At 74.5% G+C, this 20,062-nt stretch carries 21 protein-coding genes; 11 read left to right on the top strand and 10 right to left on the bottom strand.

Annotated features, from left to right (window positions below; translation table 11 throughout):
* Positions 1-152: 152 nt before the first annotated feature.
* Positions 153-716 (top strand): flavin reductase family protein, encoded by a 564-nt coding sequence (locus ABTY40_RS18755; RefSeq protein ID WP_345278783.1) that lies wholly within the window; start codon positions 153-155, stop codon positions 714-716.
* A gap of 148 nt (positions 717-864) precedes the next feature.
* Here the strand turns inward: ABTY40_RS18755 and arfB are convergent, their stop codons facing one another.
* Positions 865-1,296 carry an alternative ribosome rescue aminoacyl-tRNA hydrolase ArfB gene (gene arfB, locus ABTY40_RS18750; protein ID WP_352060521.1) on the bottom strand — a complete coding sequence of 144 codons (432 nt, stop codon included), beginning with the start codon at positions 1,294-1,296 and terminating at the stop codon, positions 865-867.
* 155 nt (positions 1,297-1,451) lie between these two features.
* On the opposite strand from arfB, the gene ABTY40_RS18745 reads away from it, so the two are divergent.
* Positions 1,452-2,027, top strand: a complete 576-nt coding sequence (locus tag ABTY40_RS18745) for a TerD family protein (protein ID WP_309057418.1) — start codon at positions 1,452-1,454, stop codon at positions 2,025-2,027.
* 186 nt (positions 2,028-2,213) lie between these two features.
* On the opposite strand, the gene ABTY40_RS18740 is transcribed toward ABTY40_RS18745, so the two are convergent.
* From ABTY40_RS18740 to ABTY40_RS18730, 3 genes are all read right to left on the bottom strand, one after another.
* Positions 2,214-2,654, bottom strand: coding sequence for an NUDIX hydrolase (locus ABTY40_RS18740; RefSeq protein ID WP_352060520.1), 441 nt, complete (start codon positions 2,652-2,654; stop codon positions 2,214-2,216).
* Positions 2,655-2,685: 31 nt separating this feature from the next.
* Positions 2,686-4,086 carry a M1 family metallopeptidase gene (locus ABTY40_RS18735; protein WP_352060519.1) on the bottom strand — a complete coding sequence of 467 codons (1,401 nt, stop codon included), beginning with the start codon at positions 4,084-4,086 and terminating at the stop codon, positions 2,686-2,688.
* 109 nt (positions 4,087-4,195) lie between these two features.
* Positions 4,196-4,735: a GlcG/HbpS family heme-binding protein gene (locus ABTY40_RS18730; RefSeq protein ID WP_352060518.1), complete on the bottom strand. Its 540-nt coding sequence runs from the start codon at positions 4,733-4,735 to the stop codon at positions 4,196-4,198.
* 415 nt (positions 4,736-5,150) lie between these two features.
* Here ABTY40_RS18730 and ABTY40_RS18725 point away from each other — a divergent pair, with 415 nt between their 5' ends.
* The 4 genes from ABTY40_RS18725 to ABTY40_RS18710 all read left to right on the top strand — a co-directional run bounded on the left by ABTY40_RS18725 (position 5,151) and on the right by ABTY40_RS18710 (position 8,763).
* The gene (locus ABTY40_RS18725; protein ID WP_352060562.1) at positions 5,151-6,281 is read left to right on the top strand and encodes a sensor histidine kinase; all 1,131 of its coding nucleotides are present in this window, start codon (positions 5,151-5,153) and stop codon (positions 6,279-6,281) included.
* A complete protein-coding gene (locus tag ABTY40_RS18720; protein ID WP_345278795.1) occupies positions 6,278-6,898 on the top strand; it encodes a response regulator in 621 nt (206 codons plus the stop codon). The genes ABTY40_RS18725 and ABTY40_RS18720 overlap by 4 nt, the downstream gene beginning before the upstream one ends.
* A 59-nt stretch (positions 6,899-6,957) precedes the next feature.
* On the top strand, positions 6,958-8,193 hold the full coding sequence (locus tag ABTY40_RS18715) for an FAD-dependent monooxygenase (protein ID WP_352060517.1): 1,236 nt from the start codon (positions 6,958-6,960) through the stop codon (positions 8,191-8,193).
* A 69-nt stretch (positions 8,194-8,262) separates the two neighbouring features.
* Positions 8,263-8,763, top strand: coding sequence for a hypothetical protein (locus ABTY40_RS18710; protein ID WP_309051963.1), 501 nt, complete (start codon positions 8,263-8,265; stop codon positions 8,761-8,763).
* An 83-nt stretch (positions 8,764-8,846) separates the two neighbouring features.
* Here the strand turns inward: ABTY40_RS18710 and ABTY40_RS18705 are convergent, their stop codons facing one another.
* On the bottom strand, positions 8,847-9,515 hold the full coding sequence (locus tag ABTY40_RS18705) for a pentapeptide repeat-containing protein (RefSeq protein ID WP_352060516.1): 669 nt from the start codon (positions 9,513-9,515) through the stop codon (positions 8,847-8,849).
* Between the two features lie 109 nt (positions 9,516-9,624).
* Here ABTY40_RS18705 and ABTY40_RS18700 point away from each other — a divergent pair, with 109 nt between their 5' ends.
* Positions 9,625-10,800 (top strand): NAD(P)-binding protein, encoded by a 1,176-nt coding sequence (locus tag ABTY40_RS18700; protein ID WP_352060515.1) that lies wholly within the window; start codon positions 9,625-9,627, stop codon positions 10,798-10,800.
* Between the two features lie 108 nt (positions 10,801-10,908).
* Positions 10,909-11,907, top strand: a complete 999-nt coding sequence (locus tag ABTY40_RS18695; RefSeq protein WP_352060514.1) for a zinc-binding dehydrogenase — start codon at positions 10,909-10,911, stop codon at positions 11,905-11,907.
* 42 nt (positions 11,908-11,949) lie between these two features.
* Here the strand turns inward: ABTY40_RS18695 and ABTY40_RS18690 are convergent, their stop codons facing one another.
* The 3 genes from ABTY40_RS18690 to ABTY40_RS18680 all read right to left on the bottom strand — a co-directional run bounded on the left by ABTY40_RS18690 (position 11,950) and on the right by ABTY40_RS18680 (position 13,764).
* Positions 11,950-12,303, bottom strand: coding sequence for a hypothetical protein (locus ABTY40_RS18690; RefSeq protein WP_352060513.1), 354 nt, complete (start codon positions 12,301-12,303; stop codon positions 11,950-11,952).
* Positions 12,304-12,312: 9 nt separating this feature from the next.
* Positions 12,313-12,786, bottom strand: coding sequence for a GNAT family N-acetyltransferase (locus ABTY40_RS18685; RefSeq protein WP_345278808.1), 474 nt, complete (start codon positions 12,784-12,786; stop codon positions 12,313-12,315).
* A gap of 66 nt (positions 12,787-12,852) precedes the next feature.
* Positions 12,853-13,764, bottom strand: coding sequence for an aminoglycoside phosphotransferase family protein (locus ABTY40_RS18680; RefSeq protein WP_352060512.1), 912 nt, complete (start codon positions 13,762-13,764; stop codon positions 12,853-12,855).
* 98 nt (positions 13,765-13,862) lie between these two features.
* Between ABTY40_RS18680 and ABTY40_RS18675 the strand changes: the two genes are divergently transcribed.
* The gene (locus ABTY40_RS18675) at positions 13,863-15,251 is read left to right on the top strand and encodes an NAD(P)/FAD-dependent oxidoreductase (RefSeq protein ID WP_352060511.1); all 1,389 of its coding nucleotides are present in this window, start codon (positions 13,863-13,865) and stop codon (positions 15,249-15,251) included.
* A 100-nt stretch (positions 15,252-15,351) separates the two neighbouring features.
* On the opposite strand, the gene ABTY40_RS18670 is transcribed toward ABTY40_RS18675, so the two are convergent.
* Together ABTY40_RS18670 and ABTY40_RS18665 are read right to left on the bottom strand one after the other, a co-directional pair.
* On the bottom strand, positions 15,352-17,400 hold the full coding sequence (locus ABTY40_RS18670; RefSeq protein WP_352060510.1) for a restriction endonuclease: 2,049 nt from the start codon (positions 17,398-17,400) through the stop codon (positions 15,352-15,354).
* Between the two features lie 154 nt (positions 17,401-17,554).
* On the bottom strand, positions 17,555-18,247 hold the full coding sequence (locus ABTY40_RS18665) for an HAD family hydrolase (protein WP_352060509.1): 693 nt from the start codon (positions 18,245-18,247) through the stop codon (positions 17,555-17,557).
* 354 nt (positions 18,248-18,601) lie between these two features.
* On the opposite strand from ABTY40_RS18665, the gene ABTY40_RS18660 reads away from it, so the two are divergent.
* Both ABTY40_RS18660 and ABTY40_RS18655 read left to right on the top strand, forming a co-directional pair.
* Positions 18,602-19,135 (top strand): SMI1/KNR4 family protein, encoded by a 534-nt coding sequence (locus ABTY40_RS18660; RefSeq protein ID WP_352060508.1) that lies wholly within the window; start codon positions 18,602-18,604, stop codon positions 19,133-19,135.
* A 395-nt stretch (positions 19,136-19,530) separates the two neighbouring features.
* Positions 19,531-19,845, top strand: coding sequence for a hypothetical protein (locus ABTY40_RS18655; protein WP_352060507.1), 315 nt, complete (start codon positions 19,531-19,533; stop codon positions 19,843-19,845).
* Positions 19,846-20,062 lie beyond the last annotated feature (217 nt).

The following is a 20,062-nucleotide window of genomic DNA, read 5'->3' as shown; positions in this document are numbered from 1 at the left end:
ACTGGCTTCTGTGACTCAAGTCACAGGACGTCGGGGTGGGTCGTCGCAGGTAGCGGGCGCACAGCGGGTTCCCGGTCCTAGGACCGGAGGGGGTGGACCGCTGGTCCCCGGGCCCGATGCGGGGCGCGGCGGGCCGGGGCTAGCGTGCGGGTGTGCTGCAGAAGACCCCCGCCTCCCCTCCCGTGTCCGACCTGGCCGTCCCTCATGCTGAGGGGGTGAGCAACGACGAGTTCCGGGCGGCGATGTCCCGCCTCGCGGCGGGTGTGGTCCTGGTGACGGCGCACGACCCCGACGACGGCCCGCGCGGCGAGGACGTCGGCATGACCGCGACGGCCTTCCTGTCCGTCTCCCTCGATCCGCCGCTGGTCATGGTCAGCCTGCGCAACGGTTCCCGCATGGACGACCTGCTCGCCGAGGTCCCGGTGTGGGCGGTGTCCGTGCTCGCGGAGAGCCAGCGGCACGTCGCCGGGCGCTTCGCCATGAAGGGCCGGGTCTCGGACCGGCTCCTCTTCGCCGACCTGCCGTACACGCGGGGCGAGGTGAGCGGCGCGCCGCTGATGGGCGGGGCACTGGCGACCCTGGAGTGCCGCACCGAGAACCGGGTCGTGGCGGGGGACCACACCCTGGTGATCGGCCGGGTCCTGTCGGTGGGCCTGCCGTCGGGGGAGGGCGAGCCGCTGACGTACTTCCGGGGGAAGTACCGCCGCCTGGGGTGAGCCGGGGCCGGCCTCGGGCCGTGGGGTGCGGCTGCGGGGGGTACGGCTGCGGGGCGTGCCGGGGCCTGTCGTCAGCCCGTCCCGCAGCCAGCCGGGGGCTGTCCGGTGCCGGCCTCGGGGCCGGTGGGGAGCCGGCCCCGCAGGGGTCTCAGCTCCAGTCGCCGCCGCCCCGGCGGGTCCGCTTCGTCTCGGAGCGCTGTTTCTTCTCCCGCAGCCGGCGCTCGTTGATGCCGCGCGGGATCTTCGTCGGGCGGCGGGGCTTCGGGGGCGGGGCCGTCGCCTCGGCGAGCAGCGCGGCCAGGCGCACGGCCGCCGTCTCGCGGTTGCGCCACTGGGAGCGGTGCTCCGAGGCCCGGACGGTGACGACGCCGCCGACGAGGCGGGAGGCCAGCCGCTCCAGGGCGCGCGCCTTCCACACCTCGGGCAGGGCCTCCGTCGCGGCCAGGTCGAAGCGCAGCTCGACCTGCGAGTCGCTGGTGTTGACGTGCTGGCCGCCGGGCCCCGACGAGCGCGAGAAACGCCACTGGAGCTCGGCCTCGGGCAGGGAGACGGAGCCGCGGATCGGATACGGACCGGACATGCCCCCATGTTCCCCGTAGGGGACCCGGGGCGTCACCCTGATTTCCGCCGCCGGCCCGTCCGGCCGGGAACCACGGGGCGGTCGCGCGCGTTTCTCCGGATGAGCACCGCGCTTCAACTCGAGCATCACGCGCATCACGAGGAAAGGGACATCCCATGGCTGTAAGCCTGTCCAAGGGCGGCAACGTCTCCCTGACCAAGGAGGCCCCGGGCCTCACCGCCGTCACCGTGGGCCTCGGCTGGGACGTCCGCACCACCACCGGCACCGACTTCGACCTCGACGCCTCCGCGATCGGTGTCGACGCCGCGGGCCGCGTCGCCTCCGACGCCCACTTCGTCTTCTTCAACAACAAGTCCACCCCGGACCAGACCATCGTCCACACCGGTGACAACCGCACCGGCGAGGGCGGCGGCGACGACGAGCAGATCAACGTCAACCTGGCGGGCCTCCCCCCGACCGTCGACAAGATCGTCTTCCCGGTGTCGATCTACGACGCGGTGTCCCGCTCCCAGAACTTCGGCCAGGTCCGCAACGCGTACATCCGCATCGTGAACCAGGCCGGCGGCGCCGAGATCGCCCGCTACGACCTCTCCGAGGACGCCGCCACCGAGACCGCCATGGTCTTCGGCGAGCTGTACCGCCACGGCACCGAGTGGAAGTTCCGCGCGGTCGGCCAGGGCTACGCCTCCGGCCTGGAGGGCATCGCCCGCGACTTCGGCGTCAACCTCTGACGACGACGGCCCGCGTCGCCGTCACCCGCGCGGCACCGCACGGCGACCGCCGCTGACGACCCGCCGGCGCCACCCGTCGGGACACGTCGGCGGTACGACAGCGGCACGTCGGCGGTTCGCCACGGCACTTCGAGCCCCGGCCGGATGTCCGGCCGGGGCTCCGTCGTGACCTCGGCCGGCCGCCGGTCAGCGGGGTTCGGTGAGCCCGAGGGCGAGCGCGTCGGCGGCGGCCGGGGACAGCGCGCCGGGCGTCAGGTCCGCGAGGGGCCGCCAGGCGACCTCGGCCGTGCTGCCGTCCGCCTCGGTCACCCGGAGCGGGCCGGGCGCGAGTGCCACCACGTAGAACAGGGCCACCAGGTGCCAGGAGACACCGCCCCGCTCGGCGGCGTACGTGCGGGCGGCGGCGAGACGGGCGCGGACGGGCCGGCGGCCGGTCTCCTCGTACAGCTCGCGCGCCAGTGCCTCCTCCGGCTGCTCGCCGGGGTCGATGCCGCCGCCCGGCAGGTGCCAGAGGCCCGGTGCGAAGACCGGGGAGGCCTCCGACAGCCGGGTCAGGAGCAGCCGCCCGTCCTCGGCGGCCACCGCGTACGCGGAGACCCGCCGCCGCACCTCCGTCTCCGTACCCACGCTCTCCCCCACTTTGTCCTCCGCCGTCCCGTCAGGGGTGTTCCGGCTTCTCGTCCCCGCGCAGCCAGACGTCCCACAGCTCGTCCAGGCCGGTGCCGGCCACGCTCTCCGCGTAGGCCGTGAAGTCGTCCGTGCTCGCGTTGGCGTGCCGGTACTTCGCCGGCCAGCCGCGCAGGATCTCCTCGAAGGCCTCGTCCCCGACGGTCTCGCGCAGCTTGTGCAGGACCATGGCGCCGCGCTGGTACACGGGCGGGTCGAAGAGGTTGGCGGCGGTGGGCGGGGCGGCCGGCGGGAAGGCCCAGTTGTCCTCCTCCGCGAAGGCGCGCGCGAAACTGGTGCCGACCGGGACGTCCTCCGACTCCTCCGCGTCCAGCCACTCGGCATAGGTGGCGAAGCCCTCGCTCAGCCACAGGTCCCGCCAGGTCGCGGGCGTCACCGAGTTGCCGAACCACTGGTGCGCCAGCTCGTGGACGAGGGTCGCCCGGTCGAAGGCGGCGGCGGGGAAGACGGGCCGGGTCTGGGTCTCCAGGGCGTAGGCGAGGGTGTCGTCGGCGGTGACGACCGCTCCGGCGGCGGAGAAGGGGTACGGGCCGAAGCGTTCCACCTGCTCGGCGAGGATCCCGGGCAGTTCGGCGCGCAGCTCGGCGCTGCCGGCGGCGGCCGAGGGCTCGACGGCGGTGACCACGGGGACCGAGCCGAGGGCGGTCGCGGTGCCCGTCTCGTACCGTCCCAGCATGACCGTGGCCAGGTAGCTCGCCATCGGTTCGGCCGCGTGCCACGCGGTGGTGGTGCGGCCGTCGGCGGCGCGCTTCTCGGAGGTCATGACCCCGTTGGAGAGCGCGCGCAGCCCGGACGGCACGGTGAGCGTGATGTCGTACGCGGCCTTGTCGGAGGGGTGGTGGTTGCCGGGGAACCAGCTCATGGAGCCGGCCGGCTGGCCGACGGCGACCGCCCCGTCGGCGGTCCGCAGCCAGCCCTCCTCGGAGCCGTCCGGGTCGGTGACCGGTTCGGGCACCCCGGAGTAGGTGACGGTGGCGGTGAACTCCGTTCCCTCGCGCAGTTCCTCGCGGGGGCGGAGCGTCAGTTCGTCACCGGCCCGGTGGAAGGCGGCGGGCGCGCCGTCGACGGTCGTCCGGTCGACGGTGAGGCCGGCCAGGTCGAGGTTGAAGGCGCTGAGGTCCTGCGTGGCGCGGGCGGTGATCTCGGCGGTGCCGTCGAGACGCCCGGTGGCCGGGTCGTAGGCGAGGTCCAGCGCGTAGTGCCGTACGTCGTACCCGCCGTTGCCGAGCCGGGGGAAGTACGGGTCGCGCAGTCCGGCCGCCCCGGGGGTGCCGTCCACCCCTCCGGTGCAGCCGCCCGCGAGCAGGGCGAGCGCGGTGACGGCGGCGGCCAGGGCCGCGGTCGTGCCTCGGGTCCCGCCGCGTCGTCTCACGTGGCGATCTTAGGTGACGGGCCGTGAGGGCGGACGTATGGAGGGAAAGGTGACGGCGCCCGGCGGGGGTCCGGGCGCCGTCACCGGCACAGGGGGTGCCGCGGGGGTGTCAGCGGTTGAGGGCCGCGACGCCGGCCTGGGCGAACTTCTCGTCGAGGTCGCCGGAGGGGGCGCCGGCGACGCCGATGCCCGCGATGGGGGCGCCCTTGGCGGTGACGGGGGCACCGCCGCCGAGGAAGAGGGTGCCGGGGATGTCCTTCAGGTTGGGGGCCTGGGCGAGGCGGCCGGCGAGGACGGAGGTGGGGGCGTTCCAGGAGACGGCGGTGAAGGCCTTGCGCTCGGCGGACTCGTACGACTGCGGGCCGGCGCCGTCGCCGCGGAGGGTGACGATCGTGTTGCCGTTGCGGTCGACGACGGCGACGGAGATCCGCTGGTTCTCCTTCTCCGCGGCGTCGAGGGCGGCCCGGGCGGCCTTGGTGGCGGCGTCGATCGTCAGGTGGGTGGACTGCTGCAGGTTGTGGTGGTCGGCGTCGGCGCGGACCGCGGCGGCGGGGGCGGCGGCCGGGGCGGTGGCGTTCGCGGAGACCGCGCCGAAGGTTCCGGCGGCGGCGAGGGCGGCGGCGGTGGCACCGAAGAGGATCTTCTTCATGGGGGTCTCCTGGATCGTGCGGGCGGATGGCCGGGCGGTCGTACGGGTCCGTGCGGGTTCGTACGGCGGACGCGGCCCGGGTCGTACGGCGTGGGCGAGCGGGGGTGACGCGGACGGCGTGGTGGGTGCCGGCCTGCGGTGCTGCCGGGGGCCGCCCCGCCGTTCGTTCGCTCTGCATCGATCCTCCGCCGGGAAACGGCGCCGGCCGGTCCACGGTCCGGCTGCCGTCCTCGCGCACACTGGACGACGGCGGGGTCAGCCGATCGGCTGATGCCGGCCTGGTCCTCCCGGGCCAGCATGGACACGTATCCCCAGGTCGTCCCCGGAAGCAGAGGAGGCGGGAAGGTTGACGCGGCCCCTCGCCGAGGCCCCCCGAACGCCCCACGACCCGGACGCCCGCTGGCTGGCCCGGGTCATGCACATCGCGTTCTTCCTGCTCCTCGGAGCCTCCCTCGTCCGCTTCCTCCTGCGGCACGACTGGGAGGACCGCAGCCCGTGGATCATCGCCCTGACCGGGGCCCTCGCCTCCCTCTACCTGCTCGGACCGGTGCTCGGCACCCGTGCCGCCCTGCGCCGGATCGCCTGGCTGTGCACGGTCGTCACCGTGTGGGTGGTCCTGGTGGTGCTGGCGCCCAGCTTCGCCTGGTGCGCGGTGCCCCTCTTCTACACCGGGCTGCGCACGCTCCCGCCGCGCGCCGCCCTCGGTCTGGTCACCGTGCTCACCGCCTTCGTGGTCTTCGCGCAGGTGCAGCTCTCGCACGGCGGCTGGGACCCGAACCTGATCGTCGCCCCGCCGGCCGTGGCCGCCATCGCCACCGCCGTCTTCGTGCACGCCGAGCGGCAGGCCGCCCGGCAGCGGGCCCTCATCGAGGACCTCCTCCGCACCCGGCGGGAACTGGCCGCCACCGAGCGCCGGGAGGGCACGCTCGCCGAGCGCCAGCGGCTCTCCATGGAGATCCACGACACCCTGGCGCAGGGCCTGTCGAGCCAGCAGATGCTGCTGCAGGCCGCGGACCGCACCTGGGACAGCGACCCGGCCACCGCCCGCCGCCACGTCCGTACCGCCGAGTCCATCGCCGAGCGCAACCTGGCCGAGGCCCGCCGTTTCGTCCACGACCTCGCGCCCGCCGACCTCGCCGAGGGCGGCGGTCTCGAAGAGGCGCTGCGCGGGCTCGCGACCCGCGAGTCGGCCGTCTTCCGGGTCGACGGGACGGCGGTGCCGCTGCCCGACCGCGTGCAGTCGGCGCTGCTGCGGATCGCGCAGGGCGCCCTCGCCAACATCCGCGAGCACGCCGGCGCCCGCTCCGCCGCGCTGACCCTCACGTACCTGGACGACCAGGTGGTCCTGGACGTCGCCGACGACGGCGGCGGCTTCGATCCGGCCGCGCACCGGCCGCGGGACGGGGTACGGGGCCACGGCCTGCCCGCGATGCGGGTGCGGGCCCAGCAGCTCGGCGGCACCCTGACCGTGGAGTCCACCCCGGGCGAGGGCACGGTGCTCTCCGCCTCGATCCCGCTCGCGCCCACGACGGAGGCCGGCCCGTGACCGTACGCATCCTGCTCTGCGACGACCACGTCGTCGTCCGTGCCGGGCTGCTCGCCCTGCTCGGCAGCACCCCCGACATCGAGGTCGTCGGCGAGGCCGGCAGCGGCGAGGAGGCCGTCGCCATGGCGGCCAAGCTGACGCCGGACGTCGTCCTGATGGACCTCCAGCTCGGCCCGGGCATCGACGGGGTGGAGGCGACCCGGCGGATCGCGCCGACCGGCGTCCACGTCCTCGTCCTCACCACGTACGACACCGACGCCGACATCACGCGCGCCATCGAGGCGGGCGCGACCGGCTACCTCCTGAAGGCGGAGCGGCCCGAGGAGCTGTTCGCCGCGATCCACGCCGCCGCCCAGGGCCGTACCGCCCTCTCGCCGCCGGTCGCCAGCCGCGTCATGGACCGGATGCGGGGCGCCGCCGGGCCGAGCCTCACCGACCGGGAGCGCGACATCCTCGCCCAGCTCGCGCACGGCCTCGGCAACCGGGAGATCGCGCGGGCCCTGTTCATCAGCGAGGCGACCGTGAAGACCCACCTGGGCCGGATCTACGCCAAGCTCGGCGTCGACACGCGCGCCGGTGCCGTCGCCGTGGCGAAGGAACAACGGCTCCTCCCCTGACACACTGTGACCGTGCGTCGCGTTCCGTGCGCACAGGGTCATCCGCGCGTGGGGCGCGGATGCGTCAGGTCGTCCTCGTGGGAGTGCGCGTGAAGATCGCCGTCGTCGGTGGCGGGCCCGCCGGGCTCTACTTCTCGGTCCTGATGAAGCGTCAAGACCCCGCCCACGACATCACCGTGTACGAGCGGAACCCGGAGGGTTCCACGTACGGCTGGGGCGTCACCTACTGGGCCGGGCTCCTCGACGAACTGCGGGCCGGGGACCCCGAGTCGGCCGCGGTGATCGCCGCCGCCTCCGTCACCTGGACCGACGGCCTGGCGATCGTCCGCGACGAACGGACCGTGCACCGCGGCGGCGCCGGCTTCGGCATCGGCCGCCGCGCCGTGCTCGGCCTGCTCGCCGACCGGGCGCGCGAGCTCGGCGTCCGCGTGGAGTACGAGCACCCCGTCGCCGGCCCCGAGGCCCCCGAACTGGCGGACGCCGACCTGGTCGTCGCCGCCGACGGCGTGCACAGCGCCCTGCGCGAGGCCCACGCCGACCACTTCGGCAGCACCTTCACCGCCGGCCGCAACCGCTACATCTGGCTCGGCACCACCAAGGTCTTCGACTCCTTCAGCTTCGCCTTCAAGGAGACCGACCACGGCTGGATCTGGTGCTACGCCTACGGCTTCAGCGGCGAGCGGTCCACCTGCGTGGTCGAGTGCTCGCCCGAGACCTGGACCGGCCTCGGCCTCGACACCCTCGGCGAGGCCGCCGGCCTCGCCCTCCTGGAGAAGGTCTTCCACGACCTCCTCGACGGCCACCCCCTCATCGGCCGCGGCCAGGCCGACGACGCCGCCCGGTGGCTCACCTTCCGCACCCTCACCAACCGGGTCTGGCACCGCGGCAACCTCGTCCTCCTCGGCGACGCCGCCCACACCACCCACTACTCCATCGGCGCGGGCACCACCCTCGCCCTGGAGGACGCCCTCGCGCTCGCCGCCGCCCTGCGCGCCCACCCCGACCGGGAGACCGCGCTCACCGCGTACGGGAAGGAGCGCCGCTCCGCCCTCGTCCCGGCCCAGAGCGCGGCCCGCCTCAGCGCCCAGTGGTACGAGAACCTGCCGCGCTACATGCGCCTGGAGCCGGCCCGCATGTTCGCCCTCCTCGGCCAGCGCCACTCCCCCCTGCTGCCGTACGTACCCCCGCAGCTCTACTACCGCCTCGACCGCGCCGCCGAAAGCCTGGAACCCCTGCGCCGCCTGAAGCGCTGGCTGGGGCCGCGGGTGGCGCGGGCGGTGCACGGGCGGGGGTGAGGGGCCGGGGACACGGAACCGGCAGAAGCGGCGTACGGGACCGGCCCCGTGCCGTGACACCATCGGACCGTGCTCGACATCGGCTACTCCCTCTCCCGGCGCTTCCCCGACCCGCCGCAGACCGACTACCGGCGCGCGGACGTCCACGCCCTGCGCCACGACCTCTTCTGCGGTGACGTGTACCTCGCGGACACCGAGGCGGACCGCGAGGTGTCCACAGCCTGGGGATGGGTGCCGGTCCTCGACTTCGCGTGGGCGCTGTGCGACATCGTCGAGCGGCTCGACCAGGACCCGCGCGGCAGCCGGGCCGCGCGGCCGCAGTACGCGGAGCTCGACTTCACCGAGTCCAGCGACCGCATGATCTTCGAGCGGCGCTTCGGCTGGGTCGACGTCGAGGCCGACTGGATGCCGGGCGACGAGCCGCCGCTCACCTTCAACCACGCCGAACTGCGCCGCGAGGCACGGGACTTCCTCCACGACCTGATCGCCGACCTGACCGACATGCACGAGGGCCTCGCCGACAACCCGGCCGTCTGGGACCTCCAGGCCCGCTTCCCCCGCCTGCCCTGACCGGTACGCCCCCGCCGGGAGCGGACCCGGCGCCGTACGCTCCCCCCGCCCGCCCTCACCGGTACGCCCGCGCCGGGGCGGGCTCAGTCCTCCACCCGCACCCCCAGGCGCGCCGCGAGGACCGGCGCCAGGTCGAGGAGCTGGGCGGACGAGATCACCGCGCCCGCCAGGGACTCCACCCCGCGGGCGATCTCCAGGCGCCGCACCCCGCGCAGATCCACGTCCGTGAGGCGCGCCCCCGAGAAGTCGGCCCCGAGCAGGTCGCAGTCGGTGAACTCCACCCGTTCGAGCCGGGCGCCCCCGAAGTCCGGTTCGCTCAGCACGCACCCCTCGAAGACGACGTCCCGCAGCCGCGCACCCCGCAGGTTCAGGTAATCGGCCTTGCCGCCCCGGACGACCACCCGCTCCCACACCGACCCGTGGAGCTGGGCCCCGCCCAGCCGGGCCTCCGACACCTCCACGTCCCGCAGCTGCGCCCCGGCGAGGTCGGTGCCCACCCCCCGTACCCCGCTCAGCACGGAGTCCAGGAACCGCGCCCCCGCCAGACGCGTCCCGTCGAGCCCGCACCCGCGCAGCGCGCAGTCCAGGAACCGCGCGCCCTCCCCCGAGCGGCCCGCCAGGTCGAGCCCGGCCAGCTCCAGGCCGTCGTAGTCCCCGTCCGGCTCCAGCCTCCCCCCGAACGGCACCAGGTCCGGCAGCCGCACCTCCGGCCGCCGGGCCCGCGCCGCCGTCCTCCGCTTCCTCGTCACCATGCCGCCATGGTGACGCACGCCACTGACAACGCCCCCGCCCCGATGTCACGGAACGCCCCGCGCCGGCCGTCCCATCCGTGTCAGCACATCCGGACGAGGGAGAAGAGACATGCGGACGCTCACGATCGTCGGCGGCGGCTTCGCCGGGCTCACCGCGGCCATCACCGCCGCCGAGGCCGGCGCCAGGGTGACCCTGTACGAGGCGCACCGGACCCTCGGCGGCCGGGCCCGCACCGCCGACGGCCCGTACCGCACCAACGAGGGCCCGCACGCCCTCTACAACGGCGGCCCGCACTGGACCTGGCTGAGGCAGCGCGGCCTCCTCGGCCCGCTCGCCGCGCTGCCGCCCGCCGAAGCCCTCCGGCTCCGCTTCCACCGCGCCGGCGCCCTGCGCCGCACCCCGCCCCTCGGCCTGCTCCGCCTGGCCCGGCGCGGCGCGGAGCGGGCACCCGTCGACACCGACTTCCGCACCTGGGCCACCGGCCTCGCCGGGGAGCGCGCCGCCCGCGAGGCCGCCGCGTACAGCGCGGTCGCCCTCTTCCACCACGACCCCGGCTCGCTCTCCGCCCGCTTCGTCCAGGAGCGCCTCCACCGGGCCGCCGCCCTGCCGCCCGAGGCCCACTACATCCGGGGCGGCTGGCAGCGGCTCATCGACCGGATGGCCGCCCGCGCCCGGGAGACGGGCGTACGGATCGAGACCTCGTCGCGGATCGACACCCTGCCCACCGGTGGCGGTCCCGTCGTCGTCGCCACCGCGCTGCCGGCCGCCGCCCGCCTTCTCGGCGACCCCTCACTGACCTGGGACAGCGGCCGTACGGTCCTGCTCGACCTGGCCCTGCGCACCCGCAGGGGCGACGCGTTCGCCGTCTCCGACCTGGACGCGCCGGGCTGGATCGAACGGTTCACCGCCCAGGACCGTTCCCTCGCTCCCGCCGGACAGCAGCTGGTCCAGGCCCAGCTCCCCATCGGGCCGGACGCCTCGAAGGCGGACGGCGTCGCGCACGCCGAACACCTCCTCGACCTGGGCTTCCCCGGCTGGCGCGACCGGGCGGTGTGGCGCAGGGAAGCCGTCTCCCAGGGGCGTATGGGAGCGGTCGACCGGCCCGGTACGACCTGGCGCGACCGGCCCGCGATCGACCGGGGGGACGGCGTGTACCTGGTGGGAGACCAGGTGGCGGCGCCGGGCGTGCTGTCGGAGGTGTCGTTCACCAGCGCGGTGGAGGCGGTGTCGCTGGCCCTGCGGGCGGGCCGCCTCCGGGAACCCCTTGACCTCGAGCGTGGTTGAGGTCGGAGGCTGTTCCCGAGCGACCGGCCCGTGAGCGGCCGGTCGCCACCTCGAACGGACCCGCCCGACCGCCCGCGGTTCCGCCCGCCCGACGACAGGGGAAACGTCATGCACGCCATCCGCCTTCACGCCTTCGGCCCCGCCGAGAACCTCACGTACGAGGAGGTCCCCGATCCCGTGCCCGGCCCCGGCCAGGTCCGCGTCAGGGTCGCCGCGGCCGGTGTGCACCTCCTCGACACGGCGCTGCGCGAGGGCATGACGGGCCCGTTCCCCGCCCCCGCCGAACTCCCCACCGTCCCCGGCCGGGAGGTCGCCGGCACCGTCGACGCCCTCGGCGAGGGCACCGACCCGTCCTGGCTCGGCAAGCGGGTCGTCGCCCACCTCGGCATGGCCCCGGGCGGCTACGCGGAGCTCGCCGTCACCGATGCCGCCCGCCTGCACGCGCTCCCCGATCACCTGGGGGAGGCCGAGGCCGTCGCGATGATCGGCACCGGCCGCACCACCCTCGGCATCCTCCAGTTCGCGGAGCTCGGCCCGGACTCCGTCGCGATCGTCCCGGCGGCGGCCGGCGGCATCGGCACGCTTCTCGTCCAGTACGCCAAGAACGCCGGCGCCACCGTCATCGGCCTCGCCGGCGGCCCCCACAAGGTGGAGCGCGTCCGCGCCAACGGCGCCGACCTCGCCGTCGACTACACGGAACCGGGCTGGGCCGACAAGGTCCGGGCCCATCTGGGCGGGCGCACCGCGACCGTCGTCTTCGACTCGGTCGGCGGTGACACCGGCCGCGCCGCCGTCGACCTCCTCGGCAGGGGCGGCCGCCACCTCGTCTTCGGCTGGTCGGGCGCGGGGCTGCACGACGGCGAGGCCCTCAGCTTCACCCCCGGGGAGCTCGCGGACCGCGGCATCACCTCGGAACCCGTCCTGGGGCCGGTGATGCTCCAGAAGGCCGGCGGGGACGTCCGTACGCTCGAACTCGCCGCGCTCGCCGCCGCGGCCGACGGCACCCTCCGTCCCGCCGTCCAGACCTTCCCGCTCGCCGAGGCGGCGCGGGCCCACCGCGCCCTGGAGACCCGGGGCACGATGGGCAAGGTGGTGCTCGTCCCCTGACAGCGGACGGTCGGGCCCGCCCCCGCCGGGGAGCGGGCGGGCTCAGACGCCGATCACGTCCCAGGAGTGCCCCTTGAACTCTTTCAGGAAGTCGGGATGGTCCTCCCACATCCGGGCGGCGGAGCGCAGCACGTCCCAGTTGTGCTCCAGCGCCTGGTCCACCACCTGGCGCAGCTCCGGCGCCGTCTCACGCTTCTCCACGAGCCCGTTCACCGCGGACGCGGCCTGCACCGTGTAGCGCAGCGCGCGCAGGGCCCGGGAGGTGTCGTCCATGCCGAAGCCGTGGTCCTTGCCGTTCGCGGGGTCGAACAGCGGCGTGAGCCGCGCCTCGATGAAGGCCGTGATCCGCTCGAACCGCTGCTGGATCTCCGAGCGCTGCTGAATGTCCATGTCCATCCCCCCTTCCTACACCGAACCCAGCTTCGCCAGCGCCGCGTCCGTCAGCCGGTAGACCGTCCACTCGTCCTGCGGGCGGGCGCCGAGGGACTCGTAGAAGTCGATCGACGGCCTGTTCCAGTTCAGGACCGACCACTCCAGGCGTTCGTAGCCCCGCTCGACGCAGATCCGGGCCAGTTCGGCCAGGAGCGCCTTGCCGTGGCCGCCGCCGCGCAGCTCCGGACGGACGTACAGGTCCTCCAGGTAGATGCCGTGGACCCCGCGCCAGGTCGAGAAGTTGAGGAACCAGAGCGCGAAGCCCGCGACCTCGCCGGTGTCCGTCTCCGCGATGTGCGCGTAGGCGGCGGGGCGGTCGCCGAAGAGGGCGTCGTGGAGCTGCTCGGGGGTGGCACGGGCCTCGTGGAGGGCCTTCTCGTACTCCGCGAGGTCGCGGATCATGCGGTGGATGACGGGGACGTCGGCGGGAACGGCGGTACGGATCATGGCCCCAGCCTGCCCCGGGGGACGCCGTCGTGGCCAGAGGGTGCCGTCCTGCCCGGGAGCTCCCGCTCACTCCCTCCTGGCCCGGAGGGCCCCGGCGAGGGCCGCCTGCCCCGCGTCCAGGGCGACGGCCCCGTCCTCGATGTCCCACAGCGCGTTCTGGAGCACCCGGCCCAGTGTCCAGGCGGCCGCCCGGCCCCGGTCAAGCCCCAGGCGTTCGGTGAGGAGGTCGAACCGCCACAGGACCTCCGCCGGATCCACCTCTCCCCCGCTTCCCGCTTCGGTACGGCCCCGGAGCGCCGGCAGCAGCTCGAAGCCGGGGTCGCCGGAGAGCGGCTTGGGGTCGATCGCGAGCCACGGTTCGCGATCGGCGGCCAGGACGTTGCCCTCGTGCAGGTCCCAGTGGAGCAGCCGGTCCCCCGGCTCGTCCGCCACGTCCCGTACGGCCGCCGCCCAGTCCCGCAGCAGGGCCGCGTCCCCGGCGTGCCGGAGCCGTACCGCCGCGGCGGGTGCGTCGGCCACCATCCGGGCCGCGATGCCGCCCAGGCCGCGCAGTCGGGGCGGGGCGGGGACGGCGGTCAGCCGGGCGAGCAGTCCGGCGAGGACCTCCACCGCCCGCCGCCGGTCGGGGAGCCGGGCCGGCGACCGGCCGGCGTCGAGCCGTTCCAGGAGCATCGTCCCCGTCGCCGGGTCGTGGTCGAGGAGCCGTACCGCGCCCCTCCCGTCCCAGGCGCGCAGCGCCGCCGGTTCGCCCTCGGTCTCCTCGTCGAGGAGCTGGAGCTTGAGGACGGCGGGGCCGCGGCCGCGCACCACCGGCAGCACCAGGGACGCCGCGCCGTGCATCGGCGGCCCGGTGACCCGCAGCCCCCAGCGCTCCAGGAACTCCTCCGCCCGCCCGGGCAGCGCGGCGACGAACGCCCGCCCCGCCGCCCCGTTGTACGCCGCCTGCGCCCGCGCGAACTCCTCCGGCACCTCGATCACCGGCCCAGGCTAGGGGGTGCCTTCCGGAAAGGTCCCCGTATCCAGGGGCGGGCCCGCGGCGGTAGCCTCCCGCCACGCATCCGGAAGCAGGGACACACATGAGCACGGTCAACGGCGGCATATCGTTCTGGTACGCGCAGGAAGGCGCCCCCGCGCCCCGCGAACCCCTCCCCGGCGACACCACCGCCGACGTCTGCGTGGTCGGCGGCGGCTACACCGGCCTGTGGACCGCCTACTACCTCAAGAAGGCCGTCCCCTTCCTCAACATCACCGTCCTGGAAGCCGCGTTCTGCGGCTACGGAGCCTCCGGCCGCAACGGCGGCTGGCTCTACAACGGCATCGCGGGCCGCGACCGGTACGCCGCGCTCCACGGCCACGAGGCCGCCGTCCGCCTCCAGCAGGCCATGAACGCCACCGTCACCGAGGTCCTCGACGTCCTCGACACCGAGAAGATCGACGCCGACCAGCACCGCGGCGGCGTGCTCGAAGTCGCCCTCACCCCCGCCCAGCTGGCCCGGCTCAAGGCCTTCCACGCCGCCGAGGCCGCCTTCGGGGAGACGGACCGCGAGCTGTACGGGGCGCGCGACACGGCCCGGCGCATCCGCGTCGCCGGGGCCGTCGGCTCGTCCTGGACCCCGCACGGCGCGCGGATCCACCCCGTCAAACTGGTCCAGGGCCTCGCCGCCGCCGTCGAGGCGCTCGGCGTCACGATCCACGAGTCGACCCCCGTCACCGAGATCAGGCCGAAACACGCCGTGACCCCGTACGGGACCGTCCGCGCCCCCTACGTGCTGCGCTGCACCGAGGGCTTCACCGCCTCCCTGGCCGGCCAGCGCCGCACCTGGCTGCCGATGAACTCCTCGATGATCGCCACCGAGCCGCTGACCGACGCGCAGTGGGAGTCCATCGGCTGGGACGGCCGCGAGACCCTCGGCGACATGGCCCACGCCTACATGTACGCGCAGCGCACCGCCGACGGCCGCATCGCGCTGGGCGGCCGGGGCGTCCCGTACCGCTTCGGCTCGAAGACCGACAACGACGGCCGCACGCAGGCCCGGACCGTCGAGGACCTCCGCGACATCCTGGTCCGCCTCTTCCCGCAGCTCGCGGGCGTCGGCATCGCCCACGCCTGGTCCGGCGTCCTCGGCGTGCCCCGCGACTGGTGCGCCACCGTGACCCTCGACCGTTCCACGGGCCTCGGCTGGGCGGGGGGTTACGTCGGCTCGGGCGTCGCGACCGCCAACCTCGCCGCCCGCACCCTGCGCGACCTCATCCAGCAGGACTCGGGCCAGTCCGGGCCCACGGACCTGACGGCCCTGCCGTGGGTCGGCCACCGGGTCCGCAAATGGGAACCGGAACCCCTGCGCTGGCTGGGCGTGCACACCCTGTACGCCGCCTACCGGGCCGCCGACCGCCGTGAGACGACCACGCACGCGGCGACGACGGACCGGGTGGCGAGCCTGGCCGACCGCTTGAGCGGACGCTGAGGGGGCGGGGGTACGAGGACGGGGCCGGCCCCGGGCGGCGCACGCCCCGGCGGGTTCGGGACCCGGGCTCCGCACCCCCGCGGACGGGGGGCGCCTCCCCCTACTCCACCTCGATGCCGAAGTCCCCGACCAGCTCGGCGAGACCGCCCCGGTACCCCTTCCCGCCCAGGACGAAGTCCCAGTCGCCGCCGGCGCGCCGCCGGAAGGAACCGAGGACGAGCGCCGTCTCGCCCTGCCGCCCGTCGGACACGACGAGCCGGTCCAGTTCCGTACCGGAGTCGTCCCGCAGCCGGATGCCCGCGTCGGTGAAGCCGCCGAGGTCCGCGTCCGGGTTCACCTCCGGGTCGACCGCCGCGACGAGCACCAGCCGGTCGGCCCTCAGGGGCAGGGCGTCGAAGCCGACGCGGATCGCCGCCCGGTCACCCGGCGCGGCGGCGACCATGGCGACCGAACCGTCGGGCGTGGACGGGTTGTTGAAGAAGACGAACCAGTCGTCACCGAGGACCCGGCCGCCCTCGCAGACCAGGGCGCAGACGTCGAGCGCCACCTCGCCCGTCCACACCATGCCGAGCAGGTTGAAGTCGTCGGAGGCCTCGGTCGGGGACGGCACCTCCGCCGCCGGGGCGGCCGGCGCGCCCGGTCCGAGCCGGCCGCGCAGCCCGTGCCGGTGCAGCAGCTCGACCAGCTCCGTACCCGATATCAGCGTCAGCGGCTTGCCGTTGGCGAAGGCGTACGAACCCGGCCCGAACTTCGAGGTGGTGACGAGGACGCCCTTGTTGGCGCCGGCGCCCTGCACCGTCCCGTACAGGTCGCGCACCGCGCTCGGCGGCACCGTGTTGCGGTACCGCTTGACCTGCACCACGATCGATCCGCCGCTGATCGGATCCGGGTCGAGGGCCTCGACGTCCACGCCGCCGTCGTTCGACCGGCGCGTGGTCACGGCCTGCAGGCCACGGGCCCGGAACAGCGCGGCCACCAGCCCCTCGAAGGCGATCGGGTCCATCGCCAGCAGGTCGGGCTCCTCGCCCTCGCCCTGGGAGACCACGTCGGACCCGACCTGGTCGGGCTGCCGCAGCGGCTGCACCGCCACGCGCTCCTCGGGCTTGGCCGACAGCCGCCCGGTGAGCGGCCCCGTGAGGCACTCCACGGCGTCCACCAGCTCCAGGTTCAGCCGGTCGAACACCGGCCGGGCCACGGCGATGGTCGCCAGGCACACCCGGGCGGCGAGCCCGGTGGCCGGGTCGACGCCGTCCACGTACCCGTTGAGCGCGACGCTCTCCACGGCCCCGAACCGGTCGGCCGCGAACACCTGCCGCACGGCGAGGAGCACGGTCTGCGCCAGCACGCGCCGGTAGAGCGCCCGGCGCTGCGTCACCGGCCGGGGCACCTCCTTGTCCTGGTCGGTGCCGGGCAGGTACTTCACGCCCCTGGCCTCGGGCACCACCTCGTAACCGGGCAGGTCCCAGTCGACGACCAGCTCGCGGCGGGCCCGGTCGTACGCGGCGGACACCTCGTGCGGAAAGCCCTCCGGCCAGGCGGTCGAGGCGTAGAGCACGGCGGAGAAGAACTCGACCACCGTGTCCGCGTCGCCCTCGCGCAGCGCCGCCACCGTCCCGGCGATCCCCGCGTTGTGGGTACGGACCTCGGCGAGCCGGGCCGCCGCCCAGGCGTCGTACTCACGCCGGTACGCGGCCAGCGTCTCCAGCCGCCGGGCCTCCGCGGCCTGCGCCGCGTACCAGTCCCGCTCGAACCGGTCCCGCGCACCGAACCCGTGGTACGCCCGCTGGTCCGGCATCGCGACCGGCTCCCCCAGCGGGCCGGGCGCGAACGGCTCGACCTCCTCGGGCCGCCGCAGCGACTCCACGGAGAAGCCCGGCTCCCGGCACCCGGCCGCGAGCAACCCCTCCAGGACCGCCACCCGCTCGTCCAGCTCCCGCGTCCGCCGCAGCGCGTCCGCGTCCCGGTGCCGCCGGTACGCGGCCCGCTGCTCCCGCTGCATCCGCGCCACGTCCCGCTCGTGCGCCCGCAGCGCCCGCTCCGCCTCCCGCTGCTGCCGCAGCACCGCCTGCTGCTGCCCCTCCCGCTGCCGCTGCGCCACCCGCTGCTGCTCGGCCCACAGCCCGATCAGCCCACCGGAACGCCGACCCATCGACCACACCCCTCCCCGAAAACACCCCTCACCCCCTCCAGTCTCCCGGACCCGACCCCTCCCCGTCCCCCACTCCCCCCACCCGGAACGCCGAAGCCCCCGCCGGTGAACGGTCGGGGGCTTCGTCCAGGCCGTCGTGGCGCGGGCCTTCTCGCTACGCCGCGACCAGCACGTCCGCGGCGTCCTGCATGCTGTCCGTGACCGCATCGGCGCGCGCCTCGGTGAACGCCTCGTACGCGGGCGGCGTGGTCGCGTAGCCGATGGCCGTCGCCCCGGCGGCGTGAGCGGCCCGGACGTCCGTGAGCGAGTCCCCGATCAGCGTGCAGCTGGTGACGTCGATGTTCATCCGCTCGGCCGCCGTGATGAGCGGATACGGGTTGGGCTTCATCAGGTGAGGCTGCGCGGAGTGGCGGCCGACGATCTCGGCCACGTACTGGTCCAGCCCGTGCAGCCCGAGGAAGATCCGCACACACTCGGCGGAGTTGTTGCTGACCACCGCGACGCCCCGCCCGGTGGCACGGGCCGCTTCCAGCGTCTCCGCGGCCCCGGGCACCGGCTTCCCCGCGACGGCGACCGCGCGCACCTCGGCGGCCGTCAGGGCTCGCTCGATCTCCTCGCCGAGTTCGCCGCTGGCCTCGTGCGCGATGCGCAGCACCTCGAAGGGGTCGTCCGTCCGGGCGGCCCTCGCGCCCGCGGCCCCGTCGCGGGCGGCGAGAAGCCCGGCCAGCTCCCGCGCGACCTCGGCGGCCGGCAGCCCTGCGAACAGATCGCACACGGGGCCGTCGAAGTCCACGAGGACGACACGGGCATTCGCCAGGGTTTCGTTGAGCGAGTCGGTGTGCGACACGGTCGATGTCCCTTCCGGTGATCTCCGCGTCCCACAGGACGCGGCACGAGCCGATGCCCCGGCCGCCGAGCCGAGACCCCGAAGTCCTCCGCCGGACTCCCCCCTACCGCCTTCCCTGCCGAAGCACATTCACCACGTGCGTCTTCTCACCGAGACCGACACCGCCGACCGTGATCACACGAAAGGATCAGGTCCGGGACCGTCAGCCGCATGGCTCTGCACGTTCGGTCGGCGATCTGGCCGAGGGCACAGTTGACGGCTGCTGCGGCCGACCGCGTACGACCGCCGCCGTTTGAGTGGGCAGCCGCGCGTCCGGGCGGAGCCGGCGCCCAGGCCGATCGCTACCCTGTGCGCATGATCCAGCAGGACGACCGCCAGTTCCCCGTCGCGCTCGCCGCCGCCATGAAGGTCCGGCTCGACCGCGCCGGCGAGGACGGTGTGGACTTCGAACCCTACGAGTCCTTCCTGAGCGCTGAGGACACGACGGACTGGTTCCGCGCGTGGACGGGCGGCAACGATCTGAACGGCGACGCGTTCCGCGTCTTCGGCCAGGACGGCACCGGCGGGTACGCGGCGTTCTGGCTGATCCGTCCGGGGCGCGAGCTGGTCGAGCAGCCGGTCGTCTTCCTGGGCTCCGAGGGGGAGACCGGAGTCGTGGCCCGCGACCTCGGCGCGTTCCTGTGGCTGCTGGCCGACGGCCTCGGCCCCGCGGAGGCCGCCACCACGTACGGTTCCGAGCCCGGCTGGGCGCCGCGGCCCATCGAGGACCTGGAGGCCATCGCTCAGCAGCACGCTCCCGACCGGCGGGCATCGGCACCGGCGATCATCACGGAGGCCGCACTGGAGTTCCCCGACTTCGGGGACATCATCAGGGGACTGTGCCGTTGAACGTGGGCTCAATGCTCTTCCGGCACCGTTCGTGCCGGCAGCCGTGCTCCCGCCGGTGCAGCCGCTGAAGGTCCTGCAGAGCGGCGACAGGCAACGGGTGCCTCATCCACTTCTCCGGATACCCGGCCTCACCGTGCTCCCGCAGTACGGCCTCGGCCGCTTCCACCACCGCGTGGCACAGCGCGCCACGGGGCTGGACGGACCTCCAGAGAATCGTGCGATCGAACCGACGACCCCCGCTTTACAAGTTCGATCAGCGCTCGGCACAGCCGAGGAGCCACCCGGCCACGCCAGCCGTGCAGGAGCACCTAAGGGCGCTGGCGTCCGGGGCCGTTGATGTCAGCTGTGGATGTCAGAACGGTGCGACCATACGGGCTCGCTGGCACGATGCTCCCATGGTTGTCCTGGAGCGAATCAAGGCGGAGAGCGTGGCGTACTTCCGATCCCTCGACGAAGGGGCCACCCTGCGCCACCACTTCCGCCACGTCGACGAGGAGGGCGGCTTGTGGTACTTCGAGGTCGTACCCGACCGCGGTGAGTTGGTCGCCATCAAGCAGGCCGAGCTGACTCCGGCCGGCCGACTTCACCGGTACAGCTGGGAGCACCTGGAGGACGAGCAGGGCTTCCTGACGGATCAGGCGATCGACCCTGAGGAGGATCCGCTGGAGGCCATCTCAGCCGGAGAGTTCCAGGAGATCTGGAACCGGTGAACGCGCTGTACGGCCTCTTTACAGGAGCGGGAAGGCGGGCCTGCAAGTGACCCGCACAGATGGGGAGGACTGATCGATGGCCCGGTGCCCGTCGATGCCTCTTGTTCCCCGTGGTTCCCCGCACGATCTGGCACGGATGTGGCACGGTCTTCGCCGCCGTCTGTCAGCGCCCCGGGATAGCGTCCGCCTGCGTGCTGTCGGCTTCCGAGGTGTCCAG

The organism is Streptomyces sp. NPDC126503 (assembly GCF_040302405.1).
In the GTDB taxonomy this organism is placed as follows: Bacteria; Actinomycetota; Actinomycetes; order Streptomycetales; family Streptomycetaceae; genus Streptomyces; species Streptomyces gulbargensis.
Note: the sequence above shows the minus strand (reverse complement) of the source record. Positions and strands in the feature narration are given on the sequence as shown.

Coding starts and splice junctions, on each gene's coding strand:
- ABTY40_RS18715 (WP_352060517.1), top strand. CDS start 6,958: ATGCGTCAGGTCGTCCTCGTGGGAGTGCGCGTGAAGATCGCCGTCGTC.
- ABTY40_RS18700 (WP_352060515.1), top strand. CDS start 9,625: ATGCGGACGCTCACGATCGTCGGCGGCGGCTTCGCCGGGCTCACCGCG.
- arfB (WP_352060521.1), bottom strand. CDS start 1,296: ATGTCCGGTCCGTATCCGATCCGCGGCTCCGTCTCCCTGCCCGAGGCC.
- ABTY40_RS18660 (WP_352060508.1), top strand. CDS start 18,602: ATGATCCAGCAGGACGACCGCCAGTTCCCCGTCGCGCTCGCCGCCGCC.
- ABTY40_RS18695 (WP_352060514.1), top strand. CDS start 10,909: ATGCACGCCATCCGCCTTCACGCCTTCGGCCCCGCCGAGAACCTCACG.
- ABTY40_RS18685 (WP_345278808.1), bottom strand. CDS start 12,786: ATGATCCGTACCGCCGTTCCCGCCGACGTCCCCGTCATCCACCGCATG.
- ABTY40_RS18675 (WP_352060511.1), top strand. CDS start 13,863: ATGAGCACGGTCAACGGCGGCATATCGTTCTGGTACGCGCAGGAAGGC.
- ABTY40_RS18690 (WP_352060513.1), bottom strand. CDS start 12,303: ATGGACATGGACATTCAGCAGCGCTCGGAGATCCAGCAGCGGTTCGAG.
- ABTY40_RS18745 (WP_309057418.1), top strand. CDS start 1,452: ATGGCTGTAAGCCTGTCCAAGGGCGGCAACGTCTCCCTGACCAAGGAG.
- ABTY40_RS18670 (WP_352060510.1), bottom strand. CDS start 17,400: ATGGGTCGGCGTTCCGGTGGGCTGATCGGGCTGTGGGCCGAGCAGCAG.
- ABTY40_RS18725 (WP_352060562.1), top strand. CDS start 5,151: ATGCACATCGCGTTCTTCCTGCTCCTCGGAGCCTCCCTCGTCCGCTTC.
- ABTY40_RS18730 (WP_352060518.1), bottom strand. CDS start 4,735: ATGAAGAAGATCCTCTTCGGTGCCACCGCCGCCGCCCTCGCCGCCGCC.
- ABTY40_RS18655 (WP_352060507.1), top strand. CDS start 19,531: ATGGTTGTCCTGGAGCGAATCAAGGCGGAGAGCGTGGCGTACTTCCGA.
- ABTY40_RS18705 (WP_352060516.1), bottom strand. CDS start 9,515: ATGGTGACGAGGAAGCGGAGGACGGCGGCGCGGGCCCGGCGGCCGGAG.